Origin of the sequence: Pseudoalteromonas sp. N1230-9, assembly GCF_032716425.1 — a bacterium.
GTDB lineage: Bacteria > Pseudomonadota > Gammaproteobacteria > Enterobacterales > Alteromonadaceae > Pseudoalteromonas.
In genome coordinates this window covers 268,110-285,232 of sequence record NZ_CP090420.1, presented here as the reverse complement: position 1 = coordinate 285,232, position 17,123 = coordinate 268,110, and the positions used below count along the sequence as shown (strand labels likewise).

General features: G+C 40.7%; 17 protein-coding genes. 7 read left to right on the top strand and 10 right to left on the bottom strand.

Going from position 1 to position 17,123, the window contains the following annotated elements:
* Positions 1 to 1,008, top strand: coding sequence for a low-specificity L-threonine aldolase (ltaE, locus tag LY624_RS18665; protein ID WP_130152168.1), 1,008 nt, complete (start codon positions 1 to 3; stop codon positions 1,006 to 1,008).
* Here the strand turns inward: ltaE and LY624_RS18660 are convergent.
* The 10 genes from LY624_RS18660 to LY624_RS18615 all read right to left on the bottom strand — a co-directional run bounded on the left by LY624_RS18660 (position 991) and on the right by LY624_RS18615 (position 10,972).
* On the bottom strand, positions 991 to 1,575 hold the full coding sequence (locus LY624_RS18660; protein WP_130152169.1) for a thymidine kinase: 585 nt from the start codon (positions 1,573 to 1,575) through the stop codon (positions 991 to 993). The two genes, ltaE and LY624_RS18660, sit on opposite strands and share 18 nt — an antisense overlap.
* An 87-nt stretch (positions 1,576 to 1,662) precedes the next feature.
* Positions 1,663 to 2,472 carry a hypothetical protein gene (locus tag LY624_RS18655; protein WP_130152170.1) on the bottom strand — a complete coding sequence of 270 codons (810 nt, stop codon included), beginning with the start codon at positions 2,470 to 2,472 and terminating at the stop codon, positions 1,663 to 1,665.
* 53 nt (positions 2,473 to 2,525) lie between these two features.
* A complete protein-coding gene (locus tag LY624_RS18650) occupies positions 2,526 to 2,993 on the bottom strand; it encodes a methylated-DNA--[protein]-cysteine S-methyltransferase (RefSeq protein WP_205989608.1) in 468 nt (155 codons plus the stop codon).
* Positions 2,994 to 2,995: 2 nt separating this feature from the next.
* Positions 2,996 to 4,345 (bottom strand): DNA-3-methyladenine glycosylase 2 family protein, encoded by a 1,350-nt coding sequence (locus LY624_RS18645; RefSeq protein ID WP_130152172.1) that lies wholly within the window; start codon positions 4,343 to 4,345, stop codon positions 2,996 to 2,998.
* Positions 4,346 to 4,436: 91 nt separating this feature from the next.
* Positions 4,437 to 5,048: a superoxide dismutase gene (locus tag LY624_RS18640; RefSeq protein WP_130152173.1), complete on the bottom strand. Its 612-nt coding sequence runs from the start codon at positions 5,046 to 5,048 to the stop codon at positions 4,437 to 4,439.
* A 15-nt stretch (positions 5,049 to 5,063) separates the two neighbouring features.
* Positions 5,064 to 5,570 carry a hypothetical protein gene (locus LY624_RS18635; protein WP_341804779.1) on the bottom strand — a complete coding sequence of 169 codons (507 nt, stop codon included), beginning with the start codon at positions 5,568 to 5,570 and terminating at the stop codon, positions 5,064 to 5,066.
* A gap of 113 nt (positions 5,571 to 5,683) precedes the next feature.
* Positions 5,684 to 6,169, bottom strand: coding sequence for a GNAT family N-acetyltransferase (locus LY624_RS18630; RefSeq protein ID WP_062565571.1), 486 nt, complete (start codon positions 6,167 to 6,169; stop codon positions 5,684 to 5,686).
* A 132-nt stretch (positions 6,170 to 6,301) separates the two neighbouring features.
* Positions 6,302 to 9,412, bottom strand: coding sequence for an efflux RND transporter permease subunit (locus LY624_RS18625; protein ID WP_341804778.1), 3,111 nt, complete (start codon positions 9,410 to 9,412; stop codon positions 6,302 to 6,304).
* Positions 9,413 to 9,421: 9 nt separating this feature from the next.
* Complete coding sequence (locus LY624_RS18620) at positions 9,422 to 10,540, bottom strand: efflux RND transporter periplasmic adaptor subunit (protein WP_341804777.1); 1,119 nt, start codon at positions 10,538 to 10,540, stop codon at positions 9,422 to 9,424.
* Between the two features lie 54 nt (positions 10,541 to 10,594).
* A complete protein-coding gene (locus LY624_RS18615; protein ID WP_341804776.1) occupies positions 10,595 to 10,972 on the bottom strand; it encodes a hypothetical protein in 378 nt (125 codons plus the stop codon).
* Positions 10,973 to 11,129: 157 nt separating this feature from the next.
* Between LY624_RS18615 and LY624_RS18610 the strand changes: the two genes are divergently transcribed.
* The 6 genes from LY624_RS18610 (at position 11,130) to bfr (LY624_RS18585) (ending at position 16,951) form a co-directional block, all read left to right on the top strand.
* Positions 11,130 to 11,990 (top strand): cation diffusion facilitator family transporter, encoded by an 861-nt coding sequence (locus LY624_RS18610; RefSeq protein ID WP_341804775.1) that lies wholly within the window; start codon positions 11,130 to 11,132, stop codon positions 11,988 to 11,990.
* Positions 11,991 to 12,054: 64 nt separating this feature from the next.
* Positions 12,055 to 13,125, top strand: coding sequence for a PepSY-associated TM helix domain-containing protein (locus tag LY624_RS18605; protein WP_341804879.1), 1,071 nt, complete (start codon positions 12,055 to 12,057; stop codon positions 13,123 to 13,125).
* Between the two features lie 42 nt (positions 13,126 to 13,167).
* A complete protein-coding gene (locus LY624_RS18600) occupies positions 13,168 to 13,503 on the top strand; it encodes a DUF3703 domain-containing protein (RefSeq protein WP_341804774.1) in 336 nt (111 codons plus the stop codon).
* Between the two features lie 151 nt (positions 13,504 to 13,654).
* The gene (locus LY624_RS18595; RefSeq protein WP_341804773.1) at positions 13,655 to 15,790 is read left to right on the top strand and encodes a TonB-dependent receptor; all 2,136 of its coding nucleotides are present in this window, start codon (positions 13,655 to 13,657) and stop codon (positions 15,788 to 15,790) included.
* A 211-nt stretch (positions 15,791 to 16,001) separates the two neighbouring features.
* The gene (gene bfr, locus LY624_RS18590) at positions 16,002 to 16,475 is read left to right on the top strand and encodes a bacterioferritin (protein ID WP_054552096.1); all 474 of its coding nucleotides are present in this window, start codon (positions 16,002 to 16,004) and stop codon (positions 16,473 to 16,475) included.
* Between the two features lie 11 nt (positions 16,476 to 16,486).
* Positions 16,487 to 16,951 (top strand): bacterioferritin, encoded by a 465-nt coding sequence (gene bfr, locus LY624_RS18585; protein WP_054552095.1) that lies wholly within the window; start codon positions 16,487 to 16,489, stop codon positions 16,949 to 16,951.
* Positions 16,952 to 17,123 lie beyond the last annotated feature (172 nt).

Below are 17,123 nucleotides of genomic sequence, written 5' to 3'. Positions count from 1 at the left end.
ATGATCGACTTTCGTTCAGACACAGTAACTAAACCTACAGCACAGATGCGCGCAGTTATGAATGACGCAGCTGTCGGTGATGATGTTTACGGCGACGACCCAAGCGTTAATCAGCTTGAACAATATGCTGCTGAGCGCCATGGTTTTGAAAGCGCCCTTTATTGTAGCTCAGGTACACAAGCAAATTTACTGGCACTGATGGCGCATTGTGAACGTGGCGACGAATACATTTGTGGTCAACAAGCACATAACTACAAATTTGAAGGTGGCGGTGCTGCTGTTTTAGGTTCTATTCAGCCGCAACCTATTGAGAATAATACTGATGGCACTATAGATTTAGACAAAGTAGTGGCTGCAATTAAAGCTGATGATTTTCACTTTGCAAAAACCAAACTACTGAGCTTAGAAAACACTATTGGCGGCAAAGTACTCCCACTTAGCTACCTTAAGCAAGCAAGAGAATGTGTAAATAAACATAACCTTGCTCTGCACTTAGACGGTGCCCGTGTGTACAACGCTGCGGTTAAGTTAGGGGTTGATATTAGAGAAATCACACATTATTTTGATTCGGTGTCTATTTGCTTATCAAAAGGGCTTGGAGCCCCTGTAGGCTCACTTTTGTTAGGAAAAAAAGCATTAATAGATAAAGCGCGCCGCTGGCGTAAAGTGCTCGGTGGTGGTATGCGCCAAGCGGGTATGCTTGCGGCCGCAGGGCAGTATGCACTTGAGCATCACGTAGCACGACTTGCTGATGACCACGAGAACGCTGCTTATTTAGCACAGCAGTTAAACGCGTTAGCGGGTTTTGACACATCATCGTTTCAAATTGATACCAACATTGTTTACGCAAATGTTGATGAAAGTATCGATTTAAGCGCTGTAGTAAAAGCCCTAAAAAAGCAAAACATACTATTTTCAGCAGGTAAACCACTGCGCTTAGTAACCCATTTAGGGGTCACTAAGCAAGATATTGATAGCTTTATTTCGGCGCTATCGGCCGAGGTTTAACGCTTCTTTATAATGTTTGCGGCACACCGATACGTAGCGGTCGTTGCCGCCAATTTCTACCTGATTACCGTCAGCTATTGCATTGCCCTGTTCATCTGTGCGCAGTACATGGTTCGCTTTACGGCCGCAATGGCACACCGTTTTTAGCTCAATGAGTTTATCTGCCCATGCAAGTAGGTATTGTGAGCCGCTAAACAACTCGCCCCTAAAGTCATTACGTAAGCCATAACAAAGTACCGGTATACCTAATTCATCAACTACATCAGTCAGTTGCATAACTTGCTCTTTTGATAAAAACTGACATTCGTCAACTAAAATACAGTGACGCTTTTGCTCCGCGTGCAACGTTTTAATCAATTCAAATACGTTTTTATCAGCATCAAAAATGTGTGCATCAGCTTGTAAACCAATTCGCGATGACACTTTACCCACCCCTGCACGATCATCTATTGCCGCAGTTAAAATAACGGGTTCCATACCTCGTTCACGGTAGTTAAATGCAGATTGTAAAAGTGTTGTCGATTTTCCTGCATTCATCGCAGAATAATAAAAGTACAGCTGTGCCATGAGGTTGCCCATAAAATAAAGTCGCAATATGCTACCTTAATCACGCCGTAACATCACCCTTTCCTTTGCGTTTTAAAGTGCAGTGTTTTAATCGGTCACGTTTAGATGAAGAAGTTGAGCGTAATGAGAGGAAATAGGTTGTTTTGCTAGCTGCTGCCACACTAGTTTAACAACATTTTCATGTTTTGAATAAAAGCTGTTTGAAAAAGCTAAATAAGCCGTTGTCGTATTAAGCGGCGGAAATACAGGCGCTAATTTATGTTTATGGTATACAGACAAATCAACTGTGTTATTACCGATTTCGCATATTGCTAACGTTGCATCTGCATTTCCTGCTATAACTCGATTCACCGCCTCTTGTTGCGTAAATGAATGCTCTATAAAAAATGTTTCTTCACTTGCAGCATCACCAATAAATAACCCATTTGGCACAACAAGAGAGAACGCTTTTCGCTGAAACACTTCCCGCGACTCCCACTTGGTATGAAAGCGCCTATTACCAAGTAAACATTGGCTAAATCGTGTAAGTGCAAATTCGCTAATAGGTTGCTTATTGTTATTAACAGGAAAAGCCGCATAGCTTAACTTTTCGTTATTAAATGCGCTTAGATGAGCATCCATTTCGCCTGTTTTTATTGCTTCGATACAAGATTGCCGTGTTTTTTTGTGCAAAATAAAATTTATCTTAGCTAGGTTATCGTCAATATGTTTTAAAATATTGAATTGGGTTTGCGCTGCAAAAATGGGGATTTCATTCCGAGCGTTCAAAAATAGTGGCGCTTTCGCAGAATCAGCATAACAAATATTGATAGTCTGTATGCTTCTGGCTTGCGAATAAAATGTGGCAAACACGGCAATGGCTACTACACACCTAATATAAAATAACGTCACTGTCATAATAAACTACGAATTTAGTAAATTAATACCAGTGTAGAAGCCAAACTTAATTTTTACAAAATGCCTTCGTGCCTAAGCAACCACTCTTTTCTACTAAGTCCCCCAGCGTAGCCTGTTAGTTTACCATTTGCGCCAATAATTCGATGGCATGGCACAATTATACTGATTGGGTTTTTGCCATTTGCCGCCCCTACTGCACGCACTGCTTTTGGGTTATTAATAGCCAGCGCAATATCTTGGTAACTCTTACTTGCGCCAAATTCAACGTTCATTAGTGCACGCCAAACTTGCCTTTGAAAGTCTGTACCTTTGGTATCTAACGGCACAGTAAACGCAGTACGCTCACCGTTAAAATATTCATTCAGTTCGCTAATACAGATTAAAATCGGTGTTAGTGTATGTTCATTCACCTTATCTGTTTGCATAATTTCAACTGGGTAAAAGCCTACATAGCTAATACCTTTTGAAGTACTTTGAATGGTAATGTCGCCAATGGGGCTTGGCATAATAACTTGTTGCATGCTCATAGTTGCTGCCATAGTTGAAAAGTTAAATATGAACGAAAAGGTGCGCATCGTTCGCTATCAAATTCGCTTACTCCAGCGAGGGCTTTTTTAACCCCTAAATCGCCAGCCAGTAAAATATCAGGGTGGCTTTGACCACGCAGTTTGGCGTAATTAACTGTCCATGGGCCAATACCTTTTAGTTCTAGCCAATTATCAAGTTCTTGGTTGTCTGGGTTTTGATAACAATAAGCACTTAAACGCCTAAGCGCATCTTTACGTGCTTGCGGCATTTTAAAAAAGTCGAGCTCTGAGTTAGCGACCCACTCGGGGCTTGGAAAATAAGAGGTGTCGCTGTGCTGATTAAACTCGTTCACAAGCTGCGTTACTAGGTTATGAGCAGCCGTTACACTTACCTGCTGACCAAGGACGGCGCGAATACCCGCTTCATACTCTGACCAAATCCCAGGTAATCGCAGCCCTTCACTTAGCGGCATTGCACCTTTGAGCTCTGCATTTAAATGCAGCTCTATGGTGTGCGTATCGGCATCTAAATCTAGCACACGTCGAATATTGTTGATCACTTGCTGTAAATAACGGGTGTTATCAATATCAATGACCACTTTAAAGTGATTTTTATGCTCAACAAAATGTGCGGTAAATTGCCCTTGGCAATGTTTGTCTTTAAAGGTTCGACCATAGCTCGTTGCAGTAAGCCATTCAAGGCCACTAATCAAACGGCGCTGTAAAAAGCCATGGTATGCCTGCCAATTATAAGGCGGCCTAAAAGCCAGTGTTAAATTTAATGTCGCACTTGGCTTTTTATCTGACTTACGCAGCTTGGACGGGGCAATATTTAATTGCTTCAAAAATGCATCATTAAAACGGCGGATACTGTTAAAACCTGATGCAAATGCGATATCTGCCACCGACAAATCGGTTTCTTGTAATAACTGCTTGGCAAAATTGCATTGATTAAATAATCGATATTGGGTGATCGAGAGTCCAAAATGTTGATTAAACAAACGACGTAAGTAACGACTCGACACCCCTAGCCTATCAGCTAATACCTCACAATCGTAGGCTTCTCCTTTATCAATGAGTTGCTTAGCACGTAATGCGGTGGTTTTGGTCCCTAACCATGCAGGGCTATTGGGGGCACTGTCTGGACGACAGCGTATGCAAGGTCTAAAACCAGCTTGCGCGGCTAAATGCGCGTACTGATAGTACTCAACATTTTTTTCTTGCGCAGTCGGTGCGGGGCAAATAGGTCTGCAATAAATGCCCGTACTTTTAACAGCAACAAAAAATACGCCGTCAAAACGAGCGTCACGGCTTTGCCTCGCTGTTTGCCATTGTTGGCTAGTCATAATTATTCTCGTTACTCGCTAATATGCTTAGCTTAACTGAATAATTTTTTTTGACTAGCCAGTTTCGGACCTTAACCTATTTGATAAACGTTTATTTAGTTGCTGCTAAATAACGGCGCTCAACTTCAGGCCAATTAATAACCTCATAAAATGCGGCGATGTATTCAGGACGACGATTTTGATATTTCAAATAATAGGCGTGTTCCCATACATCTAGGCCCAGTATAGGTGTGTGGTTATGCATCAAAGGGCTATCTTGATTTAGGCTACTTTCAACAACAAGCTGGTTGTTCTTATCAACACATAACCAAGCCCAGCCACTACCAAAGCGACTAACCGCTGCATTGGTAAATTGCTCTTTAAACTGATCAAAGCTACCGAATGCTTCAACAATCGCTGTATTTAATTCACCACTTGGCTGACCGCCACCGTTTGGTGTCATCACTTGCCAAAATAATGAATGATTATGGTGACCGCCCACATGCTCTTGCACCGCTTGTTGTAATGATTCAGGAAGTGAGCCTATAGTACGAAGTAACTTTTCAGCATCCTGCTCACTATAGTGGCTGCCTTCTAATGCGGCGTTAGCTTTATTGATATAAGTTTGATGATGGAGTGTATGATGAATTTCCATCGTTTTCGCATCAATATGTGGTTCAAGTGCTTCATAGCTATATTCTAATGTCGGTAATGTGTAAGCCATCATGTTTCCTTATCATTAATGAAGTAACTGTGTTTTGTGAGGATGATCACTCAATACATGATTTATGCGTGTGATCAATTCAGGAAAATCTGCGGACATTTGGGCAAATTTAACCAATTCAAAATAGGTTTTGTGATGATGATGCAGAACGAGATGTCGTATTTTTTCATTGGGATGGCATAACACCAAACTAAGCTTTTGATGAGCATGGCATAACCAATTACATGCTTTTTCTGGTTGACCCATCACTTTAAACGTATCTGCTAAGTTATGCGTTGCAACAACAAACGCCGGGAAGCAATGTGATAGTGAATCGGCCACTGTGTCGCTGTAGGGTATATTCGTAAACTGTGCCATTAGTGTCTCCGCAATATTTGCAGCGACTGTATAGTGGTCACGAGCAACAACTAAGTCCCCACATTCAAATGATAAATTTCCTTCATAAATTGCCTTTTGCCATGGGGCAAGTGCATCGTCAATTGGTTGATATGTTGGCGCTGTGTGGGATGTTGTTTGAGTCATAAAATCACCTGCACTTAAAACCTGTGTATTTAAACTACACACAGAAAAGACCAAATGCAAATGATTTTTATTTATATTTTAATTTATTGTTTTACAGCTAAACTTAGTTGCTTTTACTGATGCGCAAAATCAATCAGCTCTTGACCTGTTAAGCGGTAGATAATCCATTCGTTTTGTGGTTTAGCACCAATGCTGTCGTAAAAATCAATGGCTGGTTTATTCCAATCAAGTACCACCCACTCAAAGCGACCACAGTCTTTTTCAAGAGCTTGCTTAGCTAGGTATTGCATAATCTGCTTACCCGCACCTTTACCACGGCTATCTGCACTGACGTAAAGATCTTCTAAATACAAACCATTTTTGCCAAGCCACGTTGAGTAATTATAAAAATACACTGCAAAGCCAATAGGTGTGTCCCCATCTAAACAAATAACACTGTGCGCCGTTGCACCTTCACTGAATAACGTTTTTAAAATAGCTTGTTCGTCTGTTTTAACTGCGTCAGGCTCTTTTTCGTAGATAGCGAGCTCGGTAATAAAATGTAGGATTGTTGCAGCATCACTTGCTACTGCTGGACGAATTGTAATTGCGTTACTCACTCTGTATTCCTTTTTACATCATTATTGTAACGCCCATTTTATAAGGGCTTCAGCATAGTGTAAACGCCCTTTACAGAAATACAGTGCATTAAAAATGGGGCAACTAAAAGTTAGCCCCATTTTGCTTTATTTTTACTTACTCATCGACTTATAAAGTACCGGAAGTACAAATAAAGTTAAAAAGGTTGCACTGACCAAACCGCCAACAATAACGGTAGCGAGGGGCTTTTGTATTTCAGCCCCTATTCCGGTACTGAGCAGCATCGGAATAAGCCCCAGCATTGAAGTGAGCGCGGTCATGAGTACAGGTCTAAGCCTTGAAACAGCGCCTTCAAATACCGCTTTATCTTTGCTATCGCCAGCACTAACTCGATGGTTAATGCTTTCAACCATCACTACACCATTCAATACCGCAACGCCAAATAAGGTAATGAAACCAACGGAACTAGGCACTGATAAATATTGCCCAGAAACATATAATGCTATCACCCCACCAATCACAGCTAGAGGAACATTAACTAAAATTAGCAACACTTGCGATAAGTTACTAAATGCAAAATAAAGCAATAATGCAATGAGTAGCAATGCCACAGGCACTACAATCATCAGCCGCTGTTGTGCCCGTTGCTGGTTTTCGAACTGGCCGCCAATAGCCACACTGTAACCACTTGGCAGCTGCATTTTATCAGCAATGGCAGCGCGTATATCAGCAACCACAGAGCCCATATCTCGCCCCTGCACATTTGCTTGAATAACCACCCGCCTTTGAACATCATCACGACGAACTTGTGGAGCGCCAGATTCAATCTGTACATCGGCTACATCCCCCACCCTTACAATGGCACCCGCAGGGGTTCGCAGTCGAAGATCAGCAATCACATCTGGGTTTTGGCGATAGCTTTTTGCTATACGCACATAAATATCATAACGCTCATTAGCATTGATGATTTGCCCTGTCGATTGCCCACCAATACCATGCTGAACCACATTCATTAAATCAGCCACCGATAAACCAAAGCGCGATAATGCTAAACGGTTGGGTTTGACTATGAGCTGTGCTTCACCGCCTATTTGCTCCATCGCGACATCTTTAGCGCCAGGTATTTGTTGAACTAGCTGCTCAATTTGTTGGCCTTTTTCACTCAACACCGCCAAGTCACTACCGAACAACTTAATTGCCAATTGCGCTTTAACACCCGATAAAAGCTCATCTACTCGGGTAGCTATAGGCTGTGAAAAATTGAACAAAAGTCCAGGGAATTGCTCAAGCTTGGCTTCCATTAGCTGTTGCAATTCAACACGCGTTTTCGCATTTACCCATTGTTCATGGGGTTTTAAGCCTAAATAGATTTCAATATTGTTAACCGGTTCAGGATCGCCCCCCACTTCAGCACGACCGATTCGGCTTAGCGCATATTCAACCTCACTAAATTCAAGCAACATGGCTTCAAGCTTTGGCGCAACTGAGATTGCCGTATCAAGACTTGCAGAGGGAGCAAGTGTCACACGTAGATTAATAGTGCCTTCTTCAAGCTCTGGCACAAATTCAGTACCCAGCCTTGGTAGCATAACGGCCGCTACAATCAGTAATAACCCTGCTATAGCTAAAACGCTGCGCTTAGCCTGCAATGCTTTTTGTAAAGCCCGTTGATAAAGCATATCGATAGGTTTTAACAGAATACTCTGTTTTACTGTCACGCCCTTAGTAAATAGGTACACACACAGAGCTGGCACCACAACCAAGGCAACGATCACAGCACTAATAATTGCTAACATGATGCTCACTGCCATTGGTTGAAATAACTTCGCCTCAACGCCTTCAAAGCTAAACAGCGGTAAAAATACCGTTAAAATGATCAAAGAGGCAAAAAAGATAGGCCGTGCCACTTCTTTTGCAGCAATAGCAACCAGCTGTGAAGAAGGCTTATGTTGATTATGCTTTAGCCCTAAATGCCTAAATACATTCTCAACCATCACCACTGAGCCATCTACCAGCATACCGATGGCAACAGCAATACCACCTAACGACATTAAGTTTGCCGATAATCCAAGCCATGCCATGACACTCAGTGCTAATCCTATCGAAATAGGGATCGACAATAACACCAAAAATGTTGCTCTTAAATCTAACAAAAATAGCGCTAATACTATGATAATAAATACAAAAGCTAAAAGCAGTGCATCAATAACGGTTTGTACCGCTTGGCTTATAAGCTCTGCTTGGTCGTAAATTGCTTTAAATTCAACCCCCTTTGGCAGTGCTTGATTTATCATCTCGATACGCGCGTTGATGCCATCAATTGTTTGCTTGGTATTTGCGCCCATTCGCTTTAGCACGATACCAGTAACCACTTCACCACGATTGACTATTTCGCCTTGATCATTTCGTTTAGATAAGGTGACAGCACCTTGACGAATTTCACTGCCAAGCTCAACATTCGCAACATCGGCCACTTTAACGACCGTACCATCAATGGTTTTGATAGGCGTTTGCGCAATCTCACTAAGCCCTTTTTCCCCTGGGGTAAACCAACCTGTACCTCGGATAACAAGCTGCTCTTGACCACGGTTCATATACCAGCCACCCACATTAGAGTTGTTAGCATCTAGTGCGTTACTAACATCTTGTTGTGTTAAGTCATAAGCTAATAACTTATTGGGGTTTAAATTTACTTGATACTGCTTTACCTCACCGCCAAATGACAGAATATCGGTCACACCATCAATGGGTAATATAAGTAATTTAACCACCCAATCATTTAAACTACGCAGTGCCATGCTATCTATGTTTGCATCTGGCTTTGCTTCAAGTAAATACTGATAGACTTGTCCAAGCCCTGATGTGTTAGGGCCCATTGTTGGCATACCCACACCATCTGGTATCAACTCTTTAGCAGATTGCAAACGTTCAAAAACCAGTTGCCTAGCAAAGTAAATATCAACACTTTCTTTAAACACCACAGTGACGCCCGATAGCCCCGTTTTAGAAATAGAACGAACCTGCTCTACATCGGGCAGTGCATACATAACCGCTTCTATCGGGTATGTGATCAATTGCTCAACTTCTTCAGCCGCGAGCCCTGGCGCTTCGGTATTTACCGCAACTTGCACATTCGTCACATCGGGAAACGCATCTAGATTGAGCTTTGGGATCATAAATACACTCACCGCAATCGCTGTAAGCAAGGCCAGTACCACCAGTAGACGGTTCTTTATCACCGCCTCGATTAATAAATTAAACATGCGTCACCTCTAGTGGTTATGCGGATCGAATCCGCCTTTAGCTAGCTGTGATGCAATAAAAAAAGCACCTTGGGTGACAACTTCAAGTCCTGCTTCAATATCAAACACTTCACGGTAATCACCAAAGCTTCGGCCGAGAGTCACTTCTTTTGCGATAAAGCCACCATCATCATCTACAACAAATAATTGCCAGTCACCATCTGCACTGCGAGTTAAGGCATTTTCAGGTACGGCAAGTACCTCTTGGTCTGTTTCAAAATGAAAATACACATCCGCAAACATGCCTGGGTGCAAACTATGCTGGGTGTTTTTTACCTCGAGCCTAACAGTTCGTGAACGTGTTTGTTCATCAATGGTATGTGCTTCTTGAATAACCCTTGCTTGATAGCGATGGCCATTTACTTCTAATTGCGCCGTAGAGCCATTACTGATAGTACGGTCTTGATTAGCTGAAAGCTGAGCAGCAACCCAAAGCGCTGACTCATCGGCTATAAGCATCAGCTCAATCCCCGAATCAACTCGCTGACCTTGGGCAAAGTTATCAGTTAAAACAGCACCCGATGTTTGTGCAAATAAGGTGTATTCACCAAGTTTTTCAGGCGTTATAGTAAGTGTTTGCGCAATGGCTTGTTTCGATAAACCAAAGGCAACAAGTCGGCTATAGGCGACTTCATATTCGGCTTTAGCGGTCAGGATTTGCTTTTCGCTCAGTGTGCCGCGTGTCATTTTAGTGACTCGTTGCCACTCAGCTTCTGCTAATCTAAATTCAGTTTGTTGGCTGGCAACTTCACCACTAAATAAGGTGACTAAAGAGTCTCCTTTATTTACGTGTTGCCCAAGCAAAGCATGGCGCTTTACAACAATTGAATCAACACGCGGTGATACCACATAACTGGCATAGCCATTGGCTTTAATTTCACCTGGGGCATACAAAGTTTGATTGTGTGTTTTTAGTACAAGACGTTCAACCTTTATATTAGCTAGTTGCTGTTGTTGCTCAGTTAAACTTACTTCATTAGCTTGCTCATTTTCTTGGTGATCATGCGCCTGCTCTGAAGCGTGATTATTTGTGACATACATAAAACATACGCACAGCAATGCGTAACGCATAAAATTTCTTAAAAACATATATTTTCTCTTACTTAAAATGGGCTTGGCCCAAAACGAATCTAAAGGATAGAGTTAAGTAAGAGCTAAAATTGGTGGGCGATGTAGCGGTGCTAAGTCAGCTGATTTGAAGTTTAAATCGAGTGATTCTATTTTAGTAAAATAGATATCAGTAGGCTCAGACAATTGCAGCGAATCTACAAATGCAGGGCTATGACAAACGTGACAATGGCCTTTCTCAGCTGAGTCAGATAACTGTTTTGCAAGCTCGGCATGTTCAGATTGGTGTAGTTGATGATCGCCATTGACAGCGCAATGGGCTTCAAGGTCGATTTCTTCAGATAACAGTACCGAAGCTTGGTTAAACGCAACATTATGATCGGCCACATCAAAGCTATCCAGCAATGGCTGGAGCAATAATACGCTAATCAAAATAAAAAATGCTGCTTTCACATAGAACCTAAAAATTGGTACATCAATGCTAAATTAACAAATCCACCTGCATTTGAACAGTAAATTATTAGTGTACGCAAGCAAATGATTACAAACATTTCAAAACGCGTATTCGCATGATATAAAAATAAGGCAAATCAAAAACTAGGTAATTTTTATGGGACACGGACACCACCATCATCACGATACAAGTAACCAAAGCACCCGCCAACTTATGTTGGCTGTTGCGATTAATGTGTTATTAACTGTCGCTCAGGTGATTGGCGGACTTGTTTCTGGAAGCTTATCTTTAATTGCCGATGCATTACATAATTTAAGCGATGCGTCGTCACTCTTTATTGCTTTGATTGCGCGTAAAATTGGCGCAAAACCTGCCAATGAACGCTACCAATATGGTTATAAACGCGCCGAAATCCTTGCAACCTTGTTTAACAGCCTAAGTTTAATTGTTATTGGCGGTTACCTAATTGTTGAAGCCATCTCCAACTACTTAAACCCAGAGCCCATTGACGGCTGGATCATCATTTGGGTTGCAGGCCTTGCGCTTGTTATTGACCTAGTCACCGCCCTTTTAACTTACAAAGCGGGTGCAAAAGACAGTATGAACATTCGTGCTGCATTTATTCATAATATATCGGATGCAATGGCTTCGGTGGTGGTGATAATCGCGGGTACCTTAATCATTTTGTATCAGTGGTACATTGTTGATTTAATTGCCACCATGCTGATTTCGATGTATGTCATTTACCACGGTATTTTACTGTTAATTGCCAGCAGCAAAATTCTAATGCAAGCGGCCCCTGATAACTTTAACTCACCAGAAGCTATAACCCAGTTGAAAGCACAATTTACAATGGCTGAAATTGATTATCTTAAAACATGGCAGATAGATGACCATCATATTCATTGTGAGCTTAAATTTAGTGCCAAGCAAAACATCAATAACGATGAAATTCGTCATTTTTTACATGCTAATTTTGCCATCGAAAGCTGTACTATTGAACAAGTTTTAGTGTAAATGTTACGCGTTATCATTTACTATTCAGTTTTGTTTTAACAGCAAACTGAAGGAACAAACCTTGTTGAAGTTGTGGTTACGTCGTACGCATTTATTCTTTGGCTTAATAAGCGGTTTATTTTTAATTTGTTTAAGTTTGACCGGTGCGCTGCTTATTTACGCAAAAGACATTCAACACCTCACTCAAAGCGATAAGTGGACAGTTACCCCAGCAACATCAACACTTGATTTTGATAGCCTTATCAAACACGTTTCAGCTTCTACCGAGCAACCCGTCACTCTGTTAATGCCTGAGCAGCGAAGTGATCTTGCGTGGCAATTACAGCTTGCCAATAACCGTTATGTAAGTGTTAACCCTTACAACGGCCAAATTTTATATGAATACGATTACTACAGCACTATTTATGGCTTTACCATGGCTTTGCATCGTTGGCTACTTTATGAAGATGGTGATAAAAACCGCCCTTTAAGAAACTGGGTATCTGTGTGTGCGCTCATTCTTATTATTGAAATTTTGCTTGGCTTTTATATCTGGGTTAAACCAAAAAATCGTATGAAACGCTTGGCTATTAAGCGTAAAGCAAAGTTTAGAGTGTTGATGTATCAGCTACATACCGTTCTGGGCGTGTACTTTTTAATTCCTCTTATTTTAATTGCTTATACAGGTATGGCGTTTAACTGGAAAGAACAAACAAAAGCCGTATTAGAGTTTGTGATGCAAGGCACTATTGAAGACAGACCTAAACCACCGGCAGTGATTCCCCCTTCAGAGAACGCACCTCATCAAGTTCAAAAAGCATTTGATAATACACTAACCGTATTTCCGACAGGTCAGTTATTTAGAATTTACTTACCTAAAAAGCCAAGTGACAACATTGGTTTTAGGATAAAGAATCCAGGTGAAAGTCATGCTTATAGTTGGGTATGGGCTAACCCATACTCAGCGGATATTGTAACAAGTTATGATGCCAGTAAAAGCTCTTGGACCACACAAACATGGAACTTTAAATATAAGTTTCATATAGGTGATTTTGCAGGACCGATTGTGCAATTACTGTGGTTAATACTTGCTATTTCTCCTTTATTTTTTGTGGTTTCGGGCGTTTACTTTTGGTACAAGAGGCACAATAAGTAGCAAGCTTTTAATCTTGATTGCTCTTTTTCATGTGGACTGATTATGAAAACTAAACTCAAAAACGCGTTCAATAACGAAATGCAGCAAGCAAAATCAGCATACAATAACGGCGAATACACGCAGGCTTTTACACATCTAGAAAGAGCCCATATTCTAGGCCAATCTTATATTATTCCTCACACATTATCGCACTGGTGGATGTGTAAAATTGGCTTTAAAACACATAATTACAAAGAAGTGGTTGGCCAGTTTATGCGCATTTTTGCATCGGTTATATTTTCTCGTTTATGGGTTCCTAAGGGAAATACAGGAGGAACTGACGTTAATCCATTTAAAGTAATGCCAGTACCTGAGGACTTAAAACAGTACCTAGACTAATTTATTAGCCAAGGTACTCGTAACCATTTTTATATTTTATTTTTTACCCATTATTGCAAATCATTATCATTACCCTTGCCTTTACACTTCTTTACATTTACACTTCTGCCCCACTAAACAGTCTATTTATCTTTTTTTAACAAGGACAACCATGTTAAGAACGTCGTTAACACTTATTGCACTGGCAGTAAGTAGCTATTCTTTCGCTGATGACTCAATCAATAAAAAATTAACCGCTGAAGAAATGGAGCACGTTGTTGTTTCAGGTAGCCGCGTATTTGAAAGCATCGATGAAGTTCCTGCATCAATAACCATCATTAACCAAAAGCAAATCGAAGAGCATTTAAAGGTTAATCCAGAACTACAAAGCTTACTATCACAGATGGTTCCAGGGCTTGCACCAGACACAAATAGTTCAAGTAATACGGGTCAGAGCTTACGTGGTCGTGCTCCACTGGTTATGATTGACGGTGTGCCACAATCAACACCACTTAGAAATGGCTCATTAGGCGTTAAAACACTCGACCCTAGTGCCATTGCTCGCATTGAGGTAATTAAAGGTGCTACATCGGTATATGGTAATGGCGCATCAGGCGGCATTATTAACTACATCACTAAGCAAGCTAGCAGCGATGGTAAAACAGAAGGTGAAATCAGCCTATCGTCACGTTTTAGTGCAGTTAAATTAGAAGAGAGTGCAGGTGCACGAATCTCAGCAGCAATTAATGGTCGCGCAGGTAAATTAAGCTACTTATTTACAGCTAGTTATGAAGAAAATGGTGTGCAACGTGACGCAGAAGGCGATATTTTAGGCCTTCAGTACGGCTTATCTGATGCTGTAACTGAAAACTACTTCACAAAGCTAAGTTATGACTTTGATGACGAAAAGCAACTACAATTTAGCTATAACTACTTCAGCTCACAACAAAAAACTGATTTAGGTGATGTAGTTGGTGATGGTAACAAAGGCGAGAAAACATACGCTATTCACGTACCAAAAGAGCTACAAAAACGTGGTAAGCCGCAGGGCCCAGACGGTAATGAAAACATTACTTTAAAATACACAGACTACGCGTTATTTGAAAACACCCAAATGACCCTAGATCTGTATATGCAAGATATCGAAAATATATTTTTCTTTTCACCAAACCTTGCTAACCCTGACGAAGGTTACGATGGCGGTCAATCAATCATCCGTTCTGAAAAAGAAGGTGCACGCGCTACATTTAACACACTTGTTGATTTTGACACTGTTGAGGCAACATTTATTTATGGTTTAGATGCTTTGAACGATACCACTTCTCAACCGCTTGTAGATGGTCGCGTTTGGGTTCCTGAAATGGAAATGGAAAGTATTGCTGGCTTCCTACAAACTAAATGGGTTATCAACAACGACATCATTGTTAAAGCGGGTGTTCGTAAAGAAAGCATTGATTTAACGGTTGATGATTACAACACTTTAAAGCTTTGCCGCTCAGCCACACAATGCTCAGTACCATTGAGTGTTAAAGGCGATACCATTGATTACGACGCTACAACCTACAACATTGGCGTAAAATACAACTTATCGGATGCATTTAGCCCGTTTGCAAATTACTCGCAAGGCTCTGATATTTCTGATATTGGCCGCCTTTTACGTTCTGCAACTGTGAACGATATTGGGTTAATTCAAACTGAAGCTTCAATTATCGATAACTATGAGGTTGGTTTTACATCTCAATTTGATGATGTACGCTTTGAATTTGCAGCTTACCGTAGTACGTCAGAGTTTGGGACAACGAATAGCTTTAATGAAGTAACGGGTGTTTATGAGCCTGTACGTGCACCACAAGAGATCTGGGGTTACGAAACAATAGTTGACTACACTATCAACCCAACTTTAAGTCTAGTTGCTACTTACAGCTATGTTGAAGGTAAAAACACAGAAGACGATATCTACCTTGGCTCTCGACAAATTAGCCCACCAAAAGGCACAGCTAACTTAAACTGGCAGCCAAGCGATGAGCTTTCATTAAGTGTGAGCTACCTCTATGTAGGTTCGCGTAAACGCTTTGAACCAAATGCAGACGGTGATTACGTAGGTGATCAGGGCCCTATTGATAGCTATAACATTTTCAACTTGAGTGGTCGTTACAATTTTGCTGACAATTGGCAAGCATTTATGGGCGTAGAAAACCTCTTTAATAATGATTACTTCCCTGCTCGCGCTCAAGCATATACATATGGTGGCTATAACATTAAAGGTTTAGGCACCACAGTGACACTCGGTGCTAAATATAGTTTTTAATATTTAACTGAATATTACTTTATAAGCCCTTCTAGTAAGGGCTTTTTTATTTGTGAAAATACAAACAATAAATTGTTCACAAATCGATCACTAACGCAAACTTAAACGAGAATCACAATCAATAGTAACCAACTGATTTGCAAGGAAAAATATTTGCATTCTTGTTTTAATGTACTACAATTATCGCAACTTGGAATTTGAGGACAGCACGATGAAAGGTAACCAAAAAGTCATAGACAGTTTTAACAAACTTCTCGCTAACGAATTAGCCGCTATAGATCAATACTTTATCCACTCTCGCATGTATGATGATTGGGGCCTAAATAAACTGTACGAGCGCCTTAACCATGAAATGGAAGAAGAGAAAGATCACGCAGATTGGCTAATCAAACGTATTTTATTTTTAGAGGGCGTGCCTAACATGACGAAACGTCGTGACCTATTAATTGGTTCTGACGTGAAAAGCATGATGCAAAACGACCTAACTCTTGAACTAGAAGTCGTTGACTGCGTTAAAGAAGCCATTGCAATTTGTGAGCAAGAGAAAGATTATCAATCTCGTGAAGTACTTGAAAAGCTATTATTTGATACCGAAGAAGATCATGTTTATTGGCTTGAACAGCAACTTGGCTTAATCGACAAAATTGGTAGCCAAAACTACCATCAATCTCAAATGGGCGAATAGAGGCTAAACGTATGAAAGGCGATAAAAGCGTAATTGCAGCATTAAATAAAGTGTTAGCCAACGAACTAGTTGGTATTAACCAATACTTCTTACATGCACGCATGTTTAAAGATTTTGGCTTTTCTAAACTAGACAAAGCTGATTACAAAGTATCTATTCAAAAAATGAAAAACGCTGACCGTCTAATTGAGCGTATTTTATTTTTAGAAGGTCTACCTAACCTACAAGACTTAGGGCGTCTTCGTATTGGCGAAAACTCTGAAGAAATGATCGAAGCAAACATGAGCTTTGAGCTTGACTCACTCCCTGATCTTAAAGCAGCCATTAAACTTGCTGAAGAGAAAAAAGACTATATTAGCCGTGAAGCGTTAGATAACATTTTAAACGAGCAAGAAGAACAAATTGATTGGCTTGAGACACAACAGCAGCTAATCAAAACCGCAGGACTTGAGAATTATCTGCAATCGCAAATGTGATACTAATTTGATCTACAATAAAGCAGCGCCAGCTGCTTTTTTTTATTCTATTACCCTATCCACAATTTAAAACTTAAATACTAGTTAGACTGAGCAGTTTTAAGCCAAACAGATCAGAAAAATCAGATATTACTGTAATTGTCGCAATTAAAAATGACTACACGATGAACAA